Source organism: Flavobacterium chungbukense (assembly GCF_020805785.1).
Lineage (GTDB): Bacteria > Bacteroidota > Bacteroidia > Flavobacteriales > Flavobacteriaceae > Flavobacterium > Flavobacterium chungbukense.
The window spans coordinates 651,766-672,608 of sequence record NZ_JAJGZV010000003.1; the positions used below are offsets into that span (position 1 = coordinate 651,766).

The 20,843-nt window shown below is 33.6% G+C and carries 19 protein-coding genes; 15 read left to right on the forward strand and 4 right to left on the reverse strand.

The window, feature by feature from the left end:
* The first annotated feature begins 120 nt into the window (after nucleotides 1-120).
* The 9 genes from LL966_RS13145 (at nucleotide 121) to proC (ending at nucleotide 9,590) form a co-directional block, all read left to right on the forward strand.
* Entirely contained in the window at nucleotides 121-1,041 is a 921-nt protein-coding gene (locus tag LL966_RS13145; RefSeq protein WP_229353830.1) for a PA3715 family protein, read from the forward strand.
* A 158-nt stretch (nucleotides 1,042-1,199) separates the two neighbouring features.
* On the forward strand, nucleotides 1,200-2,471 hold the full coding sequence (gene serS, locus LL966_RS13150) for a serine--tRNA ligase (RefSeq protein ID WP_229353832.1): 1,272 nt from the start codon (nucleotides 1,200-1,202) through the stop codon (nucleotides 2,469-2,471).
* Nucleotides 2,472-2,555: 84 nt separating this feature from the next.
* Nucleotides 2,556-3,389, forward strand: coding sequence for a prolipoprotein diacylglyceryl transferase (gene lgt, locus LL966_RS13155; RefSeq protein ID WP_229353834.1), 834 nt, complete (start codon nucleotides 2,556-2,558; stop codon nucleotides 3,387-3,389).
* A 77-nt stretch (nucleotides 3,390-3,466) separates the two neighbouring features.
* A complete protein-coding gene (locus tag LL966_RS13160) occupies nucleotides 3,467-5,248 on the forward strand; it encodes a tetratricopeptide repeat protein (RefSeq protein WP_229353835.1) in 1,782 nt (593 codons plus the stop codon).
* Nucleotides 5,249-5,375: 127 nt separating this feature from the next.
* Complete coding sequence (locus LL966_RS13165; RefSeq protein WP_091489692.1) at nucleotides 5,376-5,687, forward strand: DUF4286 family protein; 312 nt, start codon at nucleotides 5,376-5,378, stop codon at nucleotides 5,685-5,687.
* Nucleotides 5,688-5,863: 176 nt separating this feature from the next.
* A complete protein-coding gene (locus LL966_RS13170; protein ID WP_229353837.1) occupies nucleotides 5,864-6,538 on the forward strand; it encodes a hypothetical protein in 675 nt (224 codons plus the stop codon).
* A gap of 45 nt (nucleotides 6,539-6,583) precedes the next feature.
* A complete protein-coding gene (gene rsmA / locus LL966_RS13175; RefSeq protein ID WP_229353839.1) occupies nucleotides 6,584-7,369 on the forward strand; it encodes a 16S rRNA (adenine(1518)-N(6)/adenine(1519)-N(6))-dimethyltransferase RsmA in 786 nt (261 codons plus the stop codon).
* Nucleotides 7,353-8,702, forward strand: a complete 1,350-nt coding sequence (gene mgtE, locus LL966_RS13180; protein ID WP_229353841.1) for a magnesium transporter — start codon at nucleotides 7,353-7,355, stop codon at nucleotides 8,700-8,702. Before rsmA ends, mgtE begins: the two co-directional genes overlap by 17 nt.
* A gap of 111 nt (nucleotides 8,703-8,813) precedes the next feature.
* Nucleotides 8,814-9,590 carry a pyrroline-5-carboxylate reductase gene (proC, locus tag LL966_RS13185; protein WP_229353842.1) on the forward strand — a complete coding sequence of 259 codons (777 nt, stop codon included), beginning with the start codon at nucleotides 8,814-8,816 and terminating at the stop codon, nucleotides 9,588-9,590.
* Between the two features lie 150 nt (nucleotides 9,591-9,740).
* Here proC and LL966_RS13190 read toward each other — a convergent pair whose 3' ends face one another.
* Both LL966_RS13190 and nhaA read right to left on the reverse strand, forming a co-directional pair.
* Nucleotides 9,741-10,244, reverse strand: a complete 504-nt coding sequence (locus LL966_RS13190; protein WP_229353843.1) for a hypothetical protein — start codon at nucleotides 10,242-10,244, stop codon at nucleotides 9,741-9,743.
* A complete protein-coding gene (gene nhaA, locus LL966_RS13195) occupies nucleotides 10,241-11,398 on the reverse strand; it encodes a Na+/H+ antiporter NhaA (protein WP_229353844.1) in 1,158 nt (385 codons plus the stop codon). Before nhaA ends, LL966_RS13190 begins: the two co-directional genes overlap by 4 nt.
* 241 nt (nucleotides 11,399-11,639) lie before the next feature.
* On the opposite strand from nhaA, the gene LL966_RS13200 reads away from it, so the two are divergent.
* From LL966_RS13200 to LL966_RS13210, 3 genes are all read left to right on the forward strand, one after another.
* Nucleotides 11,640-12,587: a 2-hydroxyacid dehydrogenase gene (locus tag LL966_RS13200; RefSeq protein ID WP_229353845.1), complete on the forward strand. Its 948-nt coding sequence runs from the start codon at nucleotides 11,640-11,642 to the stop codon at nucleotides 12,585-12,587.
* 173 nt (nucleotides 12,588-12,760) lie between these two features.
* Nucleotides 12,761-13,033, forward strand: coding sequence for a TM2 domain-containing protein (locus tag LL966_RS13205; RefSeq protein ID WP_229353846.1), 273 nt, complete (start codon nucleotides 12,761-12,763; stop codon nucleotides 13,031-13,033).
* Nucleotides 13,034-13,227: 194 nt separating this feature from the next.
* A complete protein-coding gene (locus LL966_RS13210) occupies nucleotides 13,228-13,482 on the forward strand; it encodes a TM2 domain-containing protein (RefSeq protein WP_229353848.1) in 255 nt (84 codons plus the stop codon).
* 58 nt (nucleotides 13,483-13,540) lie between these two features.
* On the opposite strand, the gene LL966_RS13215 is transcribed toward LL966_RS13210, so the two are convergent.
* A complete protein-coding gene (locus LL966_RS13215) occupies nucleotides 13,541-15,349 on the reverse strand; it encodes a GNAT family N-acyltransferase (RefSeq protein ID WP_229353850.1) in 1,809 nt (602 codons plus the stop codon).
* 118 nt (nucleotides 15,350-15,467) lie between these two features.
* Between LL966_RS13215 and LL966_RS13220 the strand changes: the two genes are divergently transcribed.
* From LL966_RS13220 to LL966_RS13230, 3 genes are all read left to right on the forward strand, one after another.
* Nucleotides 15,468-16,229, forward strand: coding sequence for an exodeoxyribonuclease III (locus LL966_RS13220; protein ID WP_229353851.1), 762 nt, complete (start codon nucleotides 15,468-15,470; stop codon nucleotides 16,227-16,229).
* 114 nt (nucleotides 16,230-16,343) lie between these two features.
* The gene (locus tag LL966_RS13225) at nucleotides 16,344-17,288 is read left to right on the forward strand and encodes an OmpA family protein (RefSeq protein WP_229353852.1); all 945 of its coding nucleotides are present in this window, start codon (nucleotides 16,344-16,346) and stop codon (nucleotides 17,286-17,288) included.
* 247 nt (nucleotides 17,289-17,535) lie between these two features.
* The gene (locus LL966_RS13230) at nucleotides 17,536-18,573 is read left to right on the forward strand and encodes an aldo/keto reductase (protein ID WP_229353854.1); all 1,038 of its coding nucleotides are present in this window, start codon (nucleotides 17,536-17,538) and stop codon (nucleotides 18,571-18,573) included.
* Nucleotides 18,574-18,873: 300 nt separating this feature from the next.
* Here the strand turns inward: LL966_RS13230 and LL966_RS13235 are convergent, their stop codons facing one another.
* Entirely contained in the window at nucleotides 18,874-20,838 is a 1,965-nt protein-coding gene (locus tag LL966_RS13235) for a transglycosylase domain-containing protein (RefSeq protein WP_229353856.1), read from the reverse strand.
* Nucleotides 20,839-20,843 lie beyond the last annotated feature (5 nt).

The following is a 20,843-nucleotide window of genomic DNA, read 5'->3' on the forward strand; positions in this document are numbered from 1 at the left end:
ATATAGGATTAATCAATGTTTTTAAGAATATTGATTGAAGATTTTAATTTTTGTGTAATGTTTTGTAAGAAAAGTATATATTTGGACATCCCAAAAAATGCTACTAAAAAATTAATGCCTATGAAAAAAATTATACTCTTTAGTGGGGTTTTGCTATTTTTATTCGCTTGCGGTAAAAGTGAAAAACCGAAGAACGAAGCAGAAATTCAGAATCAGGAATTGCTTTCACTGATAAAAACAGATGCAAATGTGAATAGAAAAGAGTTTAAGAAACTCATTTTTAGAAACCTAGGTAGCATAGAAGATTCTGAAGAATTGAATCTTCCGCTTCTTTCAAAAGTCGCATCCAATCTAAAAATTAAATATTCAAACATTAAAATTGAAGAGACTAGTTCTATTAACTACGATGACAAGACAGCCTTTTTTGTTTTAACGATTGTAGAGCGTAATAAGAAAAAGAAAAAATCTGACGATTTTGAAGATTTAGGCAATTATTTTCAGCGAAAATATTTGTTTGTAGACCGAGAAAGCGGCAGTATCATTGCAGAAGAATTTGACGCTAATTTAGGATACTATCATAATGAAGCAATTCGGTTTTCTAAGTCGCATATTTTGAAAAACCTGGTTTATCTAAACGAAACTACTCCTGCTATTGGTTTTTATACAGAAGCCACTGCAAGCAGTCGAATTGTTTTGTATTCAGAACAAAAATTCACCTTACTTACTTTGGCAGATAATGAAATCAGGAAAGTTTTGTACGAATATCCAATTCGTCTAACCAACGGAGATTCAAATGGAAGCGGTACATATCAAATTGAAACGCTGGAAACGGGCATGAGTTTGGGAGATGACAAAACAAATGGCTTTTTTGATTTAATTGTAACTAAAAAGTTTTCCTATGAAGAGGCTGTTGAAGATAGTTTAGAAAATGATATGGAAGAAAATAAGGAAGTGAAAACCAAAAAAGAAGCCGAAAAGCTTAAATTTAATGGCAAAGAATATGCTTTTCACCGCGATGACAGACATCGTTTTCTGGAATAAGCGTTATAAATTTAAAACAATCGCAAAAGCACTTTTTAAGTGCTTTTGCTGTTTCTAAGAGTTTTAAGTTTTCCTTTTAAACTTTGTCCTTATGTTAACAAACATTTCCTTAAATTTGCTTCCGTTATAAAAAATACAATAGTTATAAAAATCAAGCTATGTTACAAATTGCATTTATTAGAGAAAATCAAGAGAAAGTAATCAAAGCTTTAGCAAAACGAAATATAGATGCTAAAAGCGTTGTGGAAGAAGTGGTTCAATTAGACGAAAATCGTCGTGCTGCACAGGTGGAATTAGACAATACTTTATCAGAATCTAATAAATTGTCCAAAGATATTGGTGAATTGATGAAAGCTGGAGAGAAAGCTAAAGCAGCAATCTTAAAAGAAAAAACAGTTTCACTAAAAGAAAAAAGTAAAGAACTGAGCGAAAAAGCAGAAGCTTTGGCTGTTGAGTTAACCAATAAATTATATACTTTACCAAACCTTCCAGCAGATATTGTTCCAGAAGGAAAAACGCCAGATGATAACTTAAATGTTTTCCAAGAAGGAGATATTCCAGTTTTGCACGAAGGCGCACAGCCGCACTGGGAATTGGTAAAGAAATACGATATCATCGATTTTGAATTGGGTGTAAAAATTACTGGAGCAGGATTTCCTGTTTATAAAGGAAAAGGAGCTCGTTTACAGCGTGCTTTAATCAATTACTTTTTAGACAAAAATACAGCTGCAGGATATAACGAAGTTCAGGTGCCGCATTTGGTAAACGAAGCTTCAGGTTTTGGAACTGGACAATTGCCAGACAAAGAAGGACAAATGTATCATTCTACAATTGATGATTTATATTTGATTCCAACTGCTGAGGTTCCGGTTACGAATTTATTCCGCGATGTTATTTTAAACGAAAGTGAACTACCAGTTTTACATACAGCGTATACGCCATGTTTCCGTCGTGAAGCAGGTTCTTACGGAGCACACGTTCGCGGATTAAACCGTTTACACCAATTTGATAAAGTTGAAATTGTGCGTGTGGAGCATCCGGATAATTCTTATGCTGCGCTTGACGGAATGGTAGAACATGTAAAAGAAATTCTTCAAGAACTGAAATTACCATACAGAGTTTTACGTCTTTGCGGTGGCGATATGGGATTCACTTCTGCATTAACGTATGATTTTGAAGTGTTTTCTACAGCTCAAGACCGCTGGTTAGAAATCAGTTCTGTTTCTAATTTTGAAACTTTTCAGGCCAACCGCTTGAAATTGCGTTTCAAAGACAAAGACGGAAAAAATCAATTGGCACATACACTTAACGGAAGTTCATTAGCACTTCCACGTGTTTTAGCCGGAATTATTGAAAATTACCAAACTCCAGAAGGAATCGTAATACCAGAAGTTTTACGTCCTTACTGTGGATTTGATATTATAAACTAAAAAAAATAGTTTTTAAGATACAAACCTAACAGGTTTTTAAAACCTGTTAGGTTTTCTTAATTTATAGAAATTAAAAAACGGAGCATGAAAAACGGAATATTAAATTGGAACGTAGATCCTGTCATTTTCTGGATCACGGATAGTTTTCCGTTAAAATATTACGGAGCTCTTTTTGCCTGCGGACTTCTTTTAGGCTTTTATATTGTTAGAAATATTTATAAAAAGGAAAACCTTTCTTTAGACAATCTCGACAGCTTACTAATTTATGTTATTGTTGGAACCGTTTTAGGAGCCAGACTTGGACATTGTTTTTTTTATGAAGCAGATTATTTTCTAAAACATCCAATAGAGATTCTTTTGCCAATTCAGAAAATTAAAGGTTCGTACGAATTTGTCGGGTATCAAGGTCTTGCAAGTCACGGAGGTTCAATTGGAGTAATTACGGCAATGATTTTATATTGTCGCAAATACAAAGTGCAATTCTTGGGACTTTTGGATAAAATGGCGGTTGCAGTTCCTGTAACGGGTGCTTTTATCAGAATGGGAAATTTTATGAATTCTGAAATTTATGGAAAACCAACCAATGGAAACTGGGGAGTTGTTTTTGAAAGAGACGATTTAATTCCGAGACATCCAACACAATTATATGAAGCTTTTGCTTATTTATTGATTTTCGGAATTTTGTTTTATATGTATAAATCAGAAAAAATTAGAAATGCACAGGGATTAATCTTTGGAACTTTCTTAACTTTATTATTCGCAGCTCGTTTTATAATTGAATTTTTCAAAGAAAATCAAGAGGCTTTTGAGAATGATATGCTGATTAACATGGGACAGATTTTAAGTATTCCGTTTATTTTAATTGGTTTAGGATTGATTTTTTGGAAAAGTAAAAAAGTGACAGTTTACAGTAACTGAAAAAAAGTCACAGTTTACAGTCACAGTTTACAATTAGTAAGACTGAAAACTGCGACTGCGACTGAAAACTAAAAGATATGAAAAACATATTTATTTATATCGTTTTATTATATTCTGGTTTTGCATTTGGTCAAAACGAGCAGCTGGCTCAATATTATTATGATAAGGGAGATTTCGAGAAAGCTAAAATCAGTTATGAGGAACTTTTAAAAAATGCACCTTCCAATACACAGTACTTTTTACGTACTGTCGACTGTTATCAGCAATTGCAGCAATTTGCAAATGCTGAAAAAGCAATTCAAGAACGTTTCAACCGTTACAAGCAAGGTGTCTTTTTAGTAGAATTAGGATATAATTTTCAATTGCAGAAAAACGATTCGAAAGCCAAAAATTACTACGAGCAGGCAATCGAAAAAATAAAAGTAAGTCCGAACGATGTTTACGGAATTGCCAATTCTTTCGAGAAAAAAGTATTGTTAGAATATGCTCTGAAAGCGTATCAAACAGCAATGCAGATCCAGCCGACTTTTAATTTCAATTTTCAAATCGGAATGTTGTACGGACAATTGGGTAAAACCGATTTGATGATTGATTTGCTACTGACAGAATCTTTTACAAATCCGCAGAACACCAGTTTGATCCAGACACAATTATCGCGTTTTATGAATGGTGAAACCGATAATACGGCATTTAAAGATGCGATGCGAAAAGCATTAATTCTTAAAACTCAAAAAGACCAAGATGTTTTCTGGAATCATTATCTGAGCTGGTTTTATGTACAGCAAAAAGAATTCGGAAAAGCTTTTATTCAAGAAAAAGCCATTTACAAGCGAGAACCAGAATCGCTGATGAGTATTGTCAATTTGAGTCAGTTTGCGATGAATGAAGATGATGACGAAACTGCTGTAGAAATTCTGAATTTCATTCTTCAAAACACAAAAGATTTAGATTTATTGATCCAATCTAATGCGTATTTAATGCAAATTAAGATTGATAATGCACCCGAAAAAGATTATCCTGCTATCAATCAAGAATTGCAGCAATTGCTGGCCACTTACGAAATAAATCCTTTTAGCTTATCTTTGCAGCTTATTCAAGCCCATTTTCTGGCGTTTAATTTGAAAAAAACAGAAGAAGGAAAGGCAGTAGTAAAAAGAGCTTTAGAATTAAACTTAAACGAATATCAAAAGGCCGATGCTAAAATGGAATTGGCCGATATTTTGCTTTTGGAAGAAAAATACAATCAAGCATTGATTTATTATTCGCAGATTCAATTGGATTTAAAGAATGATGTCATGGCGCACGAAGCCAGTTTGAAAGCCGCAAAAACAAGTTATTACAAAGGCGATTTTGAATGGGCAAATAAACAGTTTAAAGAATTAAAAGCTGCCAACACGCAATTAATTGCGAATGATGCTCTAGAATATTTTCTTTTAATTAATGATAATACCGCCGCAGATTCAACTCAAGTTGCTTTAAAAGCATTTGCAAAAGGCGATTTTTTAATTTATCAGAATAAAAAACAAGAAGCGATCGCACAGTTTCAGAATATTTTAAAAACCTTTAAGGGTCAGGAAATAGAAGCGGTAACATTACTTCGTTTAGGAAAAGTGTACGAAAGTCAGAAAGATTTTGCTTCGGCTTTAAGCCAATATCAGCAAATCATTGACAATCATAGCGACGGAATTTACGTAGATGAAGCGCTGTTTTTCTCAGCCGAAATTTACAACGACGAACTAAAAGACACAGAAAAGGCAAAGCCTTTATATGAAAAGGTAATTTTTAATCATCAAGACAGTATTTACTTTGTCGATGCCAGAAAAAAATACCGCGAGTTAAGAGGGGATAAGAATTTGTAAATTTCAAAAAGCAAATTCCAAATTCCAAAGAATAAAAATTAGTAAAATGATGATTTGAAAAGATTTAAGTGATAAGAGAAAAAAACTCAGAACCTTAGAATCTTAGTATCTCAGAACCTTAGAAAAAATGATTATTTACAACGTTACCACAAACATACACGAGAGCGTTCACGACCAATGGTTAAAATGGATGCAGGAAAAACACATACCAGAAATTCTGGCTACTAATAAATTTTCTTCGGCAAGAATTGTAAAAGTTTTAGTTGAAGAAGAAATGGGCGGAATCACTTATTCTACACAATATGTTACCGATAGCAAAGAAACGCTAGATAAATTTTATATTGAAGATGAACCAGAATTTCACAGAGAAGCTTTGGGTTTATTTGCAGATAAGATGCTTTCTTTTAGAACGGAGTTAGAAGTTATTTCTGAGCACTAGTTTTGGGCTGTTTTCTTTAGTTAGAAAAACGAATAAAATTGGTTTTAAATTGGTCAATCTGCTAGATATAACAATATTAGAGATTAAAAGGATTAGGTCATTCTGAATACCTAAAAGAAGTATATTTGCAAAAAATAATTTCTAATTAAAATTGTGCTAGTCCACCAAATTGGTTTATGAAATACCTGCAAACAAAACTTGTTTTATTTTTATTGCTAAGTCTAAATGTTTGTTGCCAAAGCAGCAATGAGAAACAATTAAAAGTAGAAGAGGAATTGAAAGTTGAAAAAGAAAATTCAACTGCTGTTATTTCAAGACTTAATGAATTTAGAGAAATTGAAGAAACTTCGAAGGAAATCTTAAAAAATATCGCATTTTCTAAATACGAAGTGATCAAGATAAAAAACGAAGATCAGCCTGAATTATTTGGAGAACTAACAGGTTTTGCAACGAAGATATATTCTAACGGTAACGAAATTAACGATTATATTGATGAAATCAAGTCGGGAATCACCGAAGAAGATTGTTTTGTAACAAATAACACTCTGCTTTATAATGCCTTTGTAAAACAAAAGTATGCCGTTTTAAAAAATAAAATAGACAACTTTTACAAGCAAAATAAAGTAATTGTCGCTTCTTCAAAATCATTTGCTCATTTGAATAAGTACAATGAAAGATTTGATACCAATAAGACCTTTGTAAATAAGGAAAATAAAAAAGTGAATTTTTTAGACTTTAATTTCGGCTATAAAGCAAATGTTGGGCTGTTGACAAGTTTAGAAAAAATGCAATTTGAAGTTATTCATTTTCAATATATGTTCATGAATACGATTATGGGATCTGCTCATTAAATATTACATCAGTAAGTTAATTAAGGCAGTAAGCAAATAACGATTATGGAAAAAGTAAAAGCAAAAAAACATTTAGGACAGCACTTTCTTAAGGATGAAAGTATCGCAAAAGCGATTGCAGATACTTTGAGTCTTAAAGGTTACGAGGAGGTTTTAGAAATAGGACCAGGGATGGGTGTGCTTACTAAATATTTACTTGAAAAATCTGTTACGACAAGGGTAATCGAGATTGATACGGAATCTGTTGCGTATTTGGACGCGAATTATCCAAAATTAAAAGATAAAATTATTTCAGAAGACTTCCTGAAATACAATATAAATCAAGTTTACGAAAATAAGCAATTCGCTATTATTGGTAACTTTCCTTATAACATCTCCACACAAATTGTTTTTAGAACATTGGAGTTTAGAGATCAGATTCCGGAGTTTTCTGGAATGTTTCAGAAGGAAGTTGCAGAACGAATCTGCGAGAAAAAAGGATCAAAAGCATACGGAATTTTGTCTGTCCTAGCACAGGCTTTCTATGATACTGAGTATTTGTTTACTGTGAACGAAAATGTTTTTATTCCTCCGCCCAAGGTGAAATCGGGTGTGATGAAAATGACCCGAAAGGAAGATTATAGCCTTCCTTGCGGTGAAAAGTTGTTTTTTACTGTTGTAAAAACGGCTTTTCAGCAAAGACGAAAAACATTACGTAACAGTTTGAAAACATTAAATTTATCAGACAATTTGCGAGAAGACACTATCTTTGATAAACGTCCCGAGCAGTTAAGTGTTGATGAATTTATTGAACTAACTCAAAAAATAGAAGCCGATGGAGTTCAAAGTTAGTAAAGAATTTATACATCAGTTAGAAGATCTAATCAATAAGAAAAACGACAATGAACTGGAAGTTTTACTTAATGATTTGCACCATGCCGATATTGCCGAAATCTTAGATGAATTAGATTTTGACGAGGCAACTTATATCTTTAAGGTTTTAGATAGTGATAAAACAGCCGAAATTCTTCTAGAATTAGAAGAAGATTTGCGTGAGAACATCTTAAGCCGACTTTCTCCAAAAGAAATTGCGGAAGAGCTTGATGAGCTTGAAACCAACGATGCTGCCGATATTATCGCAGAACTTTCGCAGGAAATAAAAGCAGAGGTAATCTCAGAAATATTAGACGTTGAGCATGCGAAGGATATTGTTGATCTTTTGCGCTATGACGAAAATACGGCTGGTGGTTTGATGGGAAAAGAGCTTGTAAAAGTGAATGAAAACTGGAATGTTTTAACCTGCGTGAAAGAAATGAGAATTCAGGCAGAAAATGTTTCTAGAGTGCATTCTATTTATGTAGTTGATGATGAAAACCGATTAAAAGGAAGACTTTCTCTAAAAGATTTATTGACTTCTTCGACCAAAACTCAGATTGGTGAAGTTTATATCAGAAAATTAAATTTTGTAAACGTCGATACAGAAGATGTTGAGGTTGCTCGTATCATGCAGAAGTACGATTTAGAGGCAATTCCGGTAGTGGACGAATTAGGTCGTTTGGTAGGAAGAATTACCATCGATGACATTGTAGACGTAATCAAGGAAGAGGCAGATAAAGATTATCAGTTAGCGGCAGGTATTACACAAGACGTTGAATCGAATGACAGCGTTTACGAATTAACAAAAGCACGTTTACCTTGGCTTTTAATCGGAATGGTGATCGAAATTGTGGCTTCTTTTGTTTTAAAAGGAAACGAAGCAACGTTTCAGAAATATTCAACTTTAATCATTTTTGTGCCTTTACTTTCCGCTACAGCGGGAAATATTGGAGTTCAAGCTTCGGCAATTGTGGTACAAGGTCTTGCAAATGGTACTTTAAAGGAATTCAGCCGTGCTTATTTTACCAAAGAAATTACGGTTTCGATGATTTCTGGAAGTATTATTTCACTCCTTTTGCTGGGCTATCATTCCATTATGTATCAACAATATTTGGTTGGATTTGCCATTTCGATCTCTATGATAGTGGTGATTCTTTTTGCTGCAACTTTAGGAACTTTAGTACCGCTTTTTCTTAACAAGAATAAAATTGACCCCGCAATTGCAACTGGTCCGTTTATCACGACAACCAACGATGTGTTTGGAATTATGCTCTACTTTGGAGTAGCAAACTTAATTCTTGGATTTTAGATTTTTGCCACAAATTAGCAGATAAGAGTGATTTAAAATCTCTAAAATCTACGTAATTTACAGGCGGAAAAAATGCTGTTTTACAGTCACAAATAATTAAAGCCAACCAGAATGAAAGTACACATTATTGGAGGAGGAAACCTCGGAGTTTCTATTGCCTTGGGAATTGCTAAATTCTCGAAAAACAACCAAGTTACTGTCACAAGAAGAAATATAGGAAGTATTCAATATTTAACGGAATACGGAATTACGGTTTCTAACGATAATACACACCATATTCAAGAAGCTGATGTGGTAATTTTAACCATAAAACCGTATCAAGTTGATACTGTTTTAGCTGAAATTCTTCCCGTTATTCAGAACAAAACAATTGCTTCTGCAGTAAGCGGATTGTCTTTAGATGTGCTTCAGACCAAAACCAACTTCGAATATCCAGTAGTTCGCATTATGCCAAATATCGCAGCTCAGTTTGGAGAATCGGCAACTTGTATTTCTTTTCCTGAAAAGTATGCAGCAAATGCATCACCGATTGTTGATTTATTCCAAGATTTAGGAACTGCTCCTGTAATCGACGAAAAATTAATGGATGCAGCAACAGTTTTAGGTGCATGCGGAACTGCATATGCATTGCGTTATATTCGCGCCTCTATGCAGGCAGGAATCGAGATTGGATTTGATTCTAATACTGCTTTGGCCATTGCGGCTCAAACGGTAAAAGGAGCAGCAAAAATGCTTCTGGAAGAAAGAGTACACCCAGAACAATTAATCGACCGTGTAACAACGCCACAAGGTTGTACAATTGTCGGCTTAAACGAAATGGAGCACAATGGTTTCAGTTCGTCATTAATCAAAGGGATTAAAACTTCTTTAAAACAAATCAAGGGCTAATTGCTTAAAACTTCAATATTATAAATTCCAAATTCCAATTTGCTGGGGTTTGGAATTTTTTTGTTTTATAAAGTTAGCGTACAGTTTTGTCAATTCCGAGGAACGAGGAATCTTCGCAAGAAGCTCCACAATAATTGGAATTTGGAATTTTTATTTTTTGGAATTTGATTTAGTAAGCTGAATATACTTCAACCCACATTCCGAAATCTTCGTATACGAATTCATTGCATTACCATAATTTTGAATTGTCAAAGTATCTCTTGTGTACAAAGCATAAATTCCAATAGGAATTTCTAGCTCTTTTTGCGAAGTTGAATTATTTTCATTGCTAATATCTCCTTCGTATTCGTCCCATTGAATTCCTTCTAAAGTAATATATTCTTCACCTGAACTGTTTTTAGAATATGTCGCTTTTCCTTTCAAAGTGCGAACATTTGTTTTAAAAACATATTGATAATCGTTTTTTATTTTTGAAATGATTAAAGAAAGATCACAACCATCAGCGTTATAAGTTCCTTCGATTTCATCTTTTGAATACGTTTCGGCAGTAATTTCTTTTTTCGGATTTTTAATAACAGAAGTAACTTCAGCTTTTTGATTGCAAGCAGTTAAAATCAGATAAGAGAAAAAAAGTAAGAAGTGCGTTTTATTCATAATTCAAGTAAATCATTATGCTTTTTATTTAAAACATATTTCAGAAAGACAAATCCTAAAAGTCCAGCCAAGAAAGAAGCAATAAGAATGGCAATCTTCGAGAATACGATGACTTCCGGGTTTTTAAATGCTAGAACAGTAATGAAAATCGACATTGTAAAACCGATTCCGCCCAACATTCCTGCACCTAAAATATGCGCCCATTTTAAGTTTTTTGGAAGTATGCATAATCCTGATGTCACGCCAACAGAAGAAAAAAGTAATATTCCGAGCGGTTTTCCAACAACAAGTCCAAGAATAATTCCATACGTATTTGAATGATTTAGACCTTCATGCCAGTTTGATTCGATTGTCAAGGCTGTATTGGCAACGGCAAACAAAGGCAATATAAAGAAGGCAACTGGCTTATGCAGATAATGCTGTAATTTATAAGAAGAAGTTTTCTCTCCGCCATCACCAAACGGAATAACAAAGGCTAAAATTACTCCAGTTATTGTTGCATGAACTCCAGAATTAAGCATAAAATACCACATAATACTTCCGCCAATCAAATACGGAATGAGATTATGAATTTTCATTCGGTTTAAAACAAATAAAATAATCCAGATTCCAAGAGCAATTCCAAGATTGAGAAACGATATTGAAGTCGTGTAAAAAACTGCAATGACAATTATAGCGCCTAAATCATCAATAACGGCTAAAGCGGTTAAAAATACTTTTAGAGAAGCTGGAACTTTATTTCCTAAAAGCGATAAAATTCCGATTGCAAAAGCAATGTCAGTTGCCATCGGAATTCCAGCTCCATTTTGTGTTGTCGTTCCGTAGTTTAAAACTAGAAAAATTGCAGCAGGAACTAGCATTCCGCCAAAAGCCGCCATTATCGGCAATGATGCATTTTTGAAATTAGATAATTCTCCGTGATAAATTTCGCGTTCCAATTCTAATCCGATTAATAGGAAGAAAATTGTCATTAAGCCATCATTGATCCAATGGGTTACAGTATGTCCAGCAATTTCTTTTTCCCAAAAAGCAACATAAGGCAATTGAAAAGAAGAATTGGCGAGATAAAGAGATAAGAGTGTTACAGCAAGCAAAATAATTCCTCCTGATTTTTCATTTTCAAAAAAGGCTTTAAAAGTCTTGGTTAGTTTCATTGTGGAGGTTTGTGAGGATTTAGAGAAACGGATTTGATTCATCCGGATACTTTCAAAGTTAAAAAAAATATGGGCAATAAAAAAGGATTTGCCCAAAAGGCGCCAAGACTCTAGGTTTTTTATCTTTTGTATTGCTTATATTTTCTTGGGAACTTCACGACTATTCGAGATTAAATGGAAAGCTTAAAACAGAATCTTAAAAAGAATTGCTGTATTTTTGTATTTATAAAATTCAACACAAATGAGCATAAAAATTCTTCATATCGACAGTAATAATCCAATTCTTTGGAATCAATTGGAAGAAGCTGGATTCGAAAATCACGCTGATTTTAAATCTTCAAAAGAAGAAATAGAAACCAAAATTCATGACTATAACGGAATCGTAATACGCAGTCGTTTCAAGATCGACAAGACATTTTTAGACGCTGCAACAAAGTTGCAATTTATTTCAAGAGTTGGCGCAGGTTTGGAAAGTATTGATTGTGAGTATGCTTCTTCAAAAGGAATTCATCTTATCGCGGCTCCAGAAGGTAATCGCAACGCTGTTGCAGAACATTCTCTTGGCGTAATTTTATCATTATTTAATAATTTAAACCAAGCCGATGCAGAAGTAAAAGCAGGGCAGTGGAACCGAGAAAGCAACCGCGGACATGAGTTAGATTTAAAAACCGTCGGAATTATCGGCTATGGAAATATGGGAAAAGCCTTTGCTAAAAAATTAAAAGGTTTTGATACAGAAGTTTTATGTTATGATATTTTAGATAATGTTGGAGACGAAAATGCGAAACAAGTTTCTTTAGCAGAATTACAAGAAAAGACAGATGTTTTAAGTCTTCATCTTCCTTGGACACCAGAAACGGATAAAATGGTCAACAAAGGCTTTATTGAAGCGTTTAAGAAACCATTTTGGATTATAAATACTTCTCGTGGTAAAAATATAGTTACGGCTGATTTGGTGGAAGCTATGAAAGCAAAAAAAGTTCTCGGCGCAGGTTTAGATGTTTTAGAATATGAAAAACTTTCATTTGAAACTCTTTTTCAGGATAAAAATACGCCTGAAGCATTTCAATATCTTTTAGAAGCCAAAAATGTTTTGCTGACGCCTCATATTGCAGGATGGACATTTGAAAGTCACGAACGTTTGGCACAAGTAATTGTAGATAAGATAAAAGCGGTTTATAATAAATAACAAATAAATTTTTTGTTGCTGTCTTTATTAATTTATAAAACTCCAATGTGTTAAATTAGATTTATTTCTTAATTTTTAATAATATTGTTATGCTTTAAATTAGATACTTGTTGTTTAATTTGAAATTTGTGTAATTTTCAAAATACTATTATTAACTATAAAGGGAATAAAAAATGGAGAATACAAAAAGAGAAGACTGGAATAACCCGCGACACCAGCAAGAAAATAAAAAAATAATTGCTGGAATTCTAGCGATATTAGTTGGCTATTTAGGAATTCATAAGTTCTATTTGGGTTACACAAAAGAGGGAATAATTCAGCTTCTTTTAGGTCTTTTTTTTGGACTTGGCGGTATTATCGGAATTATAGAAGGAATTATCTACCTGACAAAATCGGATCAAGAATTTTACGAAACGTATCAGATTGGTTACAGAGGCTGGTTTTAGTCAAATATTATTATAAAAAGATCCCATCGCGGCAGCAGATGGGATTTTTTATGCTTTAAAATGTCTCTTTCTGATATAATAATGTTTTTTAAGGCCTATTGTGGCATTTTTTAGTAGGTAATATTGCAAACTTAGAGAGGAGTGCAAAAATTATTACTCTTCTCATTGTAATATTTAAATTTATAATTCAAAAAATGGAAAACACAAGTTCAAGTAAGGTAGAGAATAAAAAAGTAACTGCAGGAGTTTTAGCAATACTTATAGGATGCTTAGGCGTGCATAAGTTTTACTTAGGATACCAAAAAGAAGGAATCATTCAGATAATAATTACTTTGGTAACTTTTGGTTTTGGAGGTATAATTGGATTTGTAGAAGGTATAATCTACTTAACTAAATCAGATGAGGATTTTTATCAGACTTATCAAGTAGGAAAGAAAGCCTGGTTTTAAAAGTTAAAAAAAATCCCATTCAGAAATGAATGGGATTTTTTTTATTTATAAGAATTGATTAGTCTTCTTTCTCAGCTAATTTCTTTTCTAATTCAATTTGAAACTCTTCGATAACAGGTTTCATCGTGCTTTCTGGAATATCTGCAATTCTAATATACATTAAACCATCGATAGCATTATTAAATAAAGGATCTACGTTAAAAGCAACTACTCTCGCATTTTGTTTGATGTATTTCTTAATTAAAACCGGTAAACGTAAATTTCCTGGTTCCAATTCGTCAATGATTTTATCAAACTTGTTCAAGTCAGATTCTGCTTCGTCGAAGATAAAATCTTTATCGGCGTCTTTCAGTTTAACTTTGTACGCTTTTTTCGGATGAATGTATTGTGCAATATATGGATCGTAATAGTTTGATTTCATAAACTCAATCATAAGAGATTTAGAGAAATCAGAAAATTGATTACTGATACTTACACCGCCAACCAAATATTTGTGTTCAGGATGACGCAGAGTAGTATGGATAATTCCTTTCCATAACAAGAACAAAGGCATTGGTTTTTGCTGATATTCTTTTACAATAAATGCACGACCCATTTCAATTGATTTGTGCATCATGTCGTGAAGTTCTGGCTCAAATCTAAAAAGATCGGTCAGGTAAAAACCTTCAATTCCGTATTTCGGATAAATCTCAGAACCTAATCCCATTCGGTAAGCTCCTGCGATTTTTTTCGTTTCATCATCCCATAAAAACATATGGTGATAATATTGATCGTATTCGTCTAAGTCAATAGATTCGTTTGTTCCTTCACCAACTTCACGAAAAGTGATTTCACGTAAACGTCCTATTTCATGTAAAATGTTCGGAATTTCTTTCGCACTTGCAAAGAAAACTTCGTAGTTTTTACTTTGTAAAAAACGGCTGTCGCTGTTTCTTAAAGCCTGAACTTCATCAATCAATTTTGATTCGTTAGCAGCGGTCACAATTTTTTTAGGCGCTTTTGTGATTTTAAGGCTTGCAGTTGCCGTATCAATCAGCTTCGTGTCCTTTTCAAAAGGATTTGCCAACATATAGGTTTTCTTTCTTAAGAATTCTGAATATTCTTCAAAAGATTCAATTTCGTTTTGTTCGTTTACAGAAATTGGTTTTCCAATACGAACTTTAATTACACGGTCTTTCTGCGTTAAAAGTTCAGAAGGTAATTTTGCAGTACGTAAAGTATCATCAATTTTAGAAAGCCAGTAAAATAATTTACTGTTTTTGGCATGAAAGTAAATTGGAACTACAGGAACTTTTGCTTTTCTGATTAATTTTAGAGCGCCTTCTTCCCAAGGTTTGTCTACTACTAATTTACCGTCTTTATAAGTCGAAACTTCCCCAGCAGGAAAAATCCCTAAAGGTTTACCGTCGCTTAAATGACGTAAAGTTTCTTTAATACCAATTACGCTCGATTTCGCATCCTTATGATTTTCAAAAGGATTAACCGGCATAATGTATTTTTTCATTGGAACAATTCTGTGTAACAAGAAGTTGGCAATGATTTTGAAATTTGGCTCTCTCTCAAGCATTAATTTCAATAATAAAATTCCATCAATTCCACCAAGCGGATGATTGGAAATAGTAATATAGGCACCGTCTTTCGGCAGACGTTTTAAATCTTCTTCAGGAATTTCAAATTTGATTTCCATCTCATCCAAAATTCCGTTCAAAAACGCAAGGTCTTCCAAATGTTTATTACGATCGTAAATTTTATTAAGGGTTGAGATCTTAAGAACCTTCATAAGAATCCAGCCAGAAAACGTACCGAAAACTCCGTACTTTTCAACATTTATTGCCTTTGCAACTTCTTTCGCGGTAACTAAACCCATGTAGTACTTTTAATTTATTAGAACAGCGAACAAAGATAACAAAAAAGTCTACTTTTCATTGTTTCCAAGATAAACTTTGCACTTTTTTATTACATTTGAAATCCTAAAAAAATCACTGATGAAAATTATTTCTTATAATGTAAACGGAATTAGAGCGGCAATAAACAAAGGTTTTATCGAGTGGCTGCAACAAGCAAATCCTGATGTAATCTGTCTTCAGGAAATAAAGGCAACACAAGATCAAATACCAGTTGACGATATTACAGCAGCGGGCTATCCGTTTCAATATTACTATCCTGCAACAAAAAAAGGATACAGCGGAGTTGCCATTCTTTCTAAAACTAAACCAAATAATATAGTTTTTGGCACAGGAATTCATCATATGGATTTTGAAGGACGAAATCTTCGTGCAGATTTTGATGATGTCTCTGTGATGAGTTTATATCTTCCGTCTGGAACAAATATTGAAAGATTGGATCATAAATTTATGTTTATGGATGATTTTCAAACTTATATTAATGAATTAAAACTGACTATACCAAACTTAATTATCTGCGGAGATTATAACATTTGCCACGAAGCAATTGATATTCATGATCCTGTGCGTAATAAAACAGTTTCTGGATTTTTGCCTGCAGAACGCGCTTGGCTAGACGGATTTATGAAATCTGGCTTTATTGATAGTTTCCGTCATTTTAATAAAGATCCGCATCATTATTCTTGGTGGAGTTACCGTGCTGGAGCAAGAGGAAATAATAAAGGCTGGCGTATCGATTACAATCTAGTAAGCGAATCATTAGAAAACAGATTAAAAAGGGCGGTTATACTACCAGATGCAATGCATTCAGATCATTGTCCGGTTTTAGTCGAAATTGACTAATTTTTGGTATTGTTCTTGCTGAGAAAATTTCAGTTTCAAAATTGATTGTGCAATTGGCATTGAATTTTGATAGTAATTAAGTATTAAACGCCCAAAAAATAACCAATAAAGAAGATGATTAAAAAAGCCTCCATCGGATTGCTTGTATTAGCCTTGTCCGCAACGTCATGTGTTTCTAAGAAAATTTATAATGATTTAGAAACAAAATATTCAGATTTGAAGAAAGAGAATCGTTCTATTACTGATGAAAACGATAATTTGAAAAAAGCAAAAAATCAGTTAGAATTAGATCGTGATAAATTAACAAAAGATCTTGCAAGCACAAAAGATGATTTAGCAAAGCAAAAAGCTGATCTTGTTGCAGAACAAAAGAAATTTAAAGTCCTACAGGATTCATACAATGCTTTAGAGAAAAACAGCAACGATGCTTTGGAGAAAAACATGGCTAAAAACCGTGAATTGCTGGCTCAATTAGAAGCAAAAGGGAAAGCCCTTGCAGAGGAACAAGCTCGTTTAGATAAAACGGCAAACCGTTTGAAAGAACTAGAAGATATGATTGCGGCTAAAGAAGAAGCAATGCGTAAACTAAAAGAAACTTTATCGAAAGCCTTAACTGGTTTTGAAGGTAAAGGTTTAACCGTTGAACATAAAAATGGTAAAGTATATGTTTCTATGGAAAACAAATTGCTTTTCAATTCAGGAAGCTGGGCTGTTGGATCAGAAGGAAAAAGAGCAGTTGTAGAACTTGGAAAAGTTTTAGGAGATAATCCGGATCTTTCGGTTCTTATTGAAGGTCACACAGATGATGATCCGTACGCTGGTTCTGGGCCAATTGCCAATAACTGGGATTTATCGACTAAAAGAGCAACAGCAATCGTGGCTATTTTAAGTGAAAATCCAAAAATCAACAAACAAAAACTAACAGCAGCCGGAAGAAGCGAGTTTTCTCCTTTAGCAAGCAACGCGACTCCAGAAGGAAAAGCGAAAAACCGTAGAATTGAAATCATCTTGACTCCAAGATTAGATGAGATTGCGGAGATGCTTAATAGTATTAATTAAAGGTGCTAAGGCTCTGAGGGTCTAAGTTGCTAAGGTTTTAAAAAGGTTCAAAGTTTTACTTTGAGCCTTTTTTGTTTCAAAAAAGAAACCTTAGTCGCTTAGGAGTTAAAAAAAGAATCTTATTCTTTTTTTAACTATTGTCTTCTTTCGCTTTGTACAATCAGTTTGTAACTTTGAAGCTTTAATACGTAAAATAAGAAACCTTAGAATCTTAGCAACTCAGTACCTTAGAACCTTTAAAGAAAAAATGAAATACACTACATTACCCAACACCGATATAAAAGTTAGTAAAATATGTCTTGGAACAATGACTTTCGGGCAACAGAATACGGAAGCAGAAGGACACCAACAAATGGATTATGCCTTGGAAAGAGGCGTAAATTTCTTTGATACAGCCGAAATGTATTCAGTTCCAGCAAGCGAAGCGACTTACGGAAGTACCGAAAAGATTATCGGTACGTGGTTTAAGAAATCAGGAAATAGAGATAAAGTAATTTTAGCCTCAAAAATTGCAGGTCCAAATCCGAATTTTGGATACATGCGTGAGAAACTAGATTTTTCACCTGCAAGTATTAAATATGCTGTTGAAAATAGTTTAAAAAGACTTCAAACAGATTACATCGATTTGTATCAAATGCATTGGCCAGAAAGAAAAACCAATAATTTCGGACAGCGTGCTTTTCACGGACATGATGATGTTTGGGAAGATAATTTTAGAGAAATTCTGGAAACTTTCGATGGACTAATCAAAGAAGGTAAAATCAAACACATTGGCGTTTCTAATGAAAATGCATGGGGAATGATGCGTCTTTTGGAAGAAAGCAAATGCAATAATCTGCCAAGAATTAAAACAGTTCAGAATCCGTATTCTTTATTGAACCGTTTGTTTGAAGTGAATTCTGCTGAAGTTTCAAAATATGAAAATGTTGGATTGCTAGGATATTCTCCTTTAGCATTTGGTGTTTTAACTGGAAAATTCTTGACTGGAGAGCCTCATCCAAAAGCGAGAGTAAATCTTTTTCCGCAATACAAACGTTACAATAGCGACCAATGTACCCAAGCAACAAAATTATATCAGGAAATCGCTAAAAAACATGGTTTAACATTAACGCAGCTCGCAATGGGATTTGTATTACAGCAGCCGTTTTTGACAAGTGCAATTATTGGAGCAACGACTTTAGAGCAATTAAAAGAAAATATTGATACTATTGACGTGACACTTTCTAAACAAATCTTAGCAGAAATTGATGCTGTTCAAGCTATAATTCCTGATCCAGCACCTTAAGTTTTTTTGCCACGAAGGCACTAAGGCTCGAAGGTTTATTTTAATCTCGCAAAGACGCAGAGTCGCAAAGTTATTTTTTTAAGCTCAATAATGTCCAGCGTTAGCTGGATGAAAGAAAATATAAACGCAAATCAAAGAGCTTTAGCCAAACTAGTAAAGTTTGGCTAAAGCTCTTTTTCTATTTCGATTTTCCCCCTAGCTTTAGCTAGGGGCTATTGAAAAAACTTTGCGACTCTGCGTCTTTGAGAGATTAAAAACAAAAAAAACTTAGCGTCTCAGTGCCTTCGTGGCAGAAAATAACTATAAATCAAATTCATCTCCAACAGACAAAGAATCATTTTTAACTGCTGTAGAATCCGGAACTTTAATTTTGATTAAAGAACGAGCATTTCCAGAAATATAAACTGGTAATATCCCAATTGTATCTTCAGGTACCAAAAGCCCTCTTCTAAACATTAAATTCTTTAAGAATTTTTGGTTTTTAATCGCATAATCTTTCAAATTGCCTTGATCGTTAAACTGATACATAAATTTTCTCGGCTTCGGAATAATCGTTGCCAAATAAAGACATTCGTCAACATTTAAATCGGCTGGGCTTTTTTGGAAATAAAAATGACTCGCTTCGCCAATTCCGTAAACGTTTGGTCCCCATTCAATTATGTTGAAATACACTTCCAGCATTCTTTCTTTGCTAACAATTCGATTGTTTTCTAAAATATAAACCAATAAAATTTCTTCGAGCTTTCGCGAAAGTGTTTTTTCACGCGTTAAAAAGACATTCTTAATCAACTGCATACTGATTGTACTGGCGCCACGAGAAAATTTCTTGGTTCTGATATTCTTAAGAATCGATTGCTTGAAAGCTTCATTTATAAATCCGCGATGCGAGAAAAATGATGGATCTTCTGTCGTTAAAACACATTTTCTTAAATAAGGAGAAATCTGGTCTAAAGGCGTATAATTCGGATTCGCATTTCCAACCAAAACAGGTCTTTGCAAAACGTTTTGAATAATTGCACGATAAACAAATTCTCCGTTTAATTTATTTAAATCGGCTTCGCCATATTTGGTAATTTTTAAATCTTCTTTGTTTAACTTACTGTCAAAAACGAGTGTGTTGGGTTTATTTTTATTGAATTTGAAATCCAATTTATAATCAAAATTTCCAGTTGCCTGCATGCCTTGAAAATGCGTAAATAATCCATCAGGAAGCGAAACGATAAAATCCTGCGCTTTCATTTTCGGAATATCAACTTTCAAAGTGTAAACCGTGTCTTTTTCGGTATCGTATGAAACGTAAGGACGAACTTTAATTTTGTTCAATTGCATTGTTGAAGTGCTGTCGATCGAAATAAAATTGTCTCCCAGTAAAAAACGGTAATCAAAACGGGCGTTTTTTATAACAACATCTTTGCTGGCAATTTTTGGGTGATTGATTGTAAGATTAGCAATAGAAGTAAAGCCGTCAATATGCAATTCGCTGCCACTTTTATCAATGTTTTGAACATTTAAACGAATCGAATCAAAACTTGCTTTTAAGTTGTAACGCTGATCCAGATAAGGAACGCGAATGGCGCCAGTGTCTAAATTAAAAAATCGAATATCTGCTTTTTGATTTCTCGGATCTGCAAATCCCTTAATGTTCCAACGCTGATCAAAATCTTTTGCCTGAACATGAAGATTGGTTTCTAATTGTTTATTGTTTAAAACTAGTTTGTTTACGTCGATAGATGTTAGTTTTCCGTTGTCATCGATTTTGAATTTAAAGTTTTTCAAATCCATATCGGTAGGAACCAGATTCAATACTTTAGAAATAATTCGGTAAGCAAATGAAGCATATTTGCGCTTTTCATTCGAATCTGTTTCTTCACGATTTCTTTTTAGAAAGGCATCAAAATTTCGTTTTTTACCTTTTTTGACTAATTGAATGTAGCCGTTATCAATTTTTAAAGTTCCAATCTGAACATCTCCAATTAATAAATTGCTTAAACTGATGCTGGTCTCCACGTTTTTGATTTTACAAAGCGTATCCGCATTTATCGGTGCCAGTACAACATCGGTCAAATGTATGGTGGATAAACCATCAAATGAGGCCGATTTTACAGAGAAATTACTGTTGTATTCGACTGCCATTTTATGAGTTACTTTTGCAATTGCCTGTTTTAAAAGCGAGTCACGAAAGTAGTAAAGCGCAATGCAAAGCAAAACCAATAGTATTCCTAATATTTTTAATGCTTTGTATATTTTTTGTTTTGGAAAATTCATAGTGG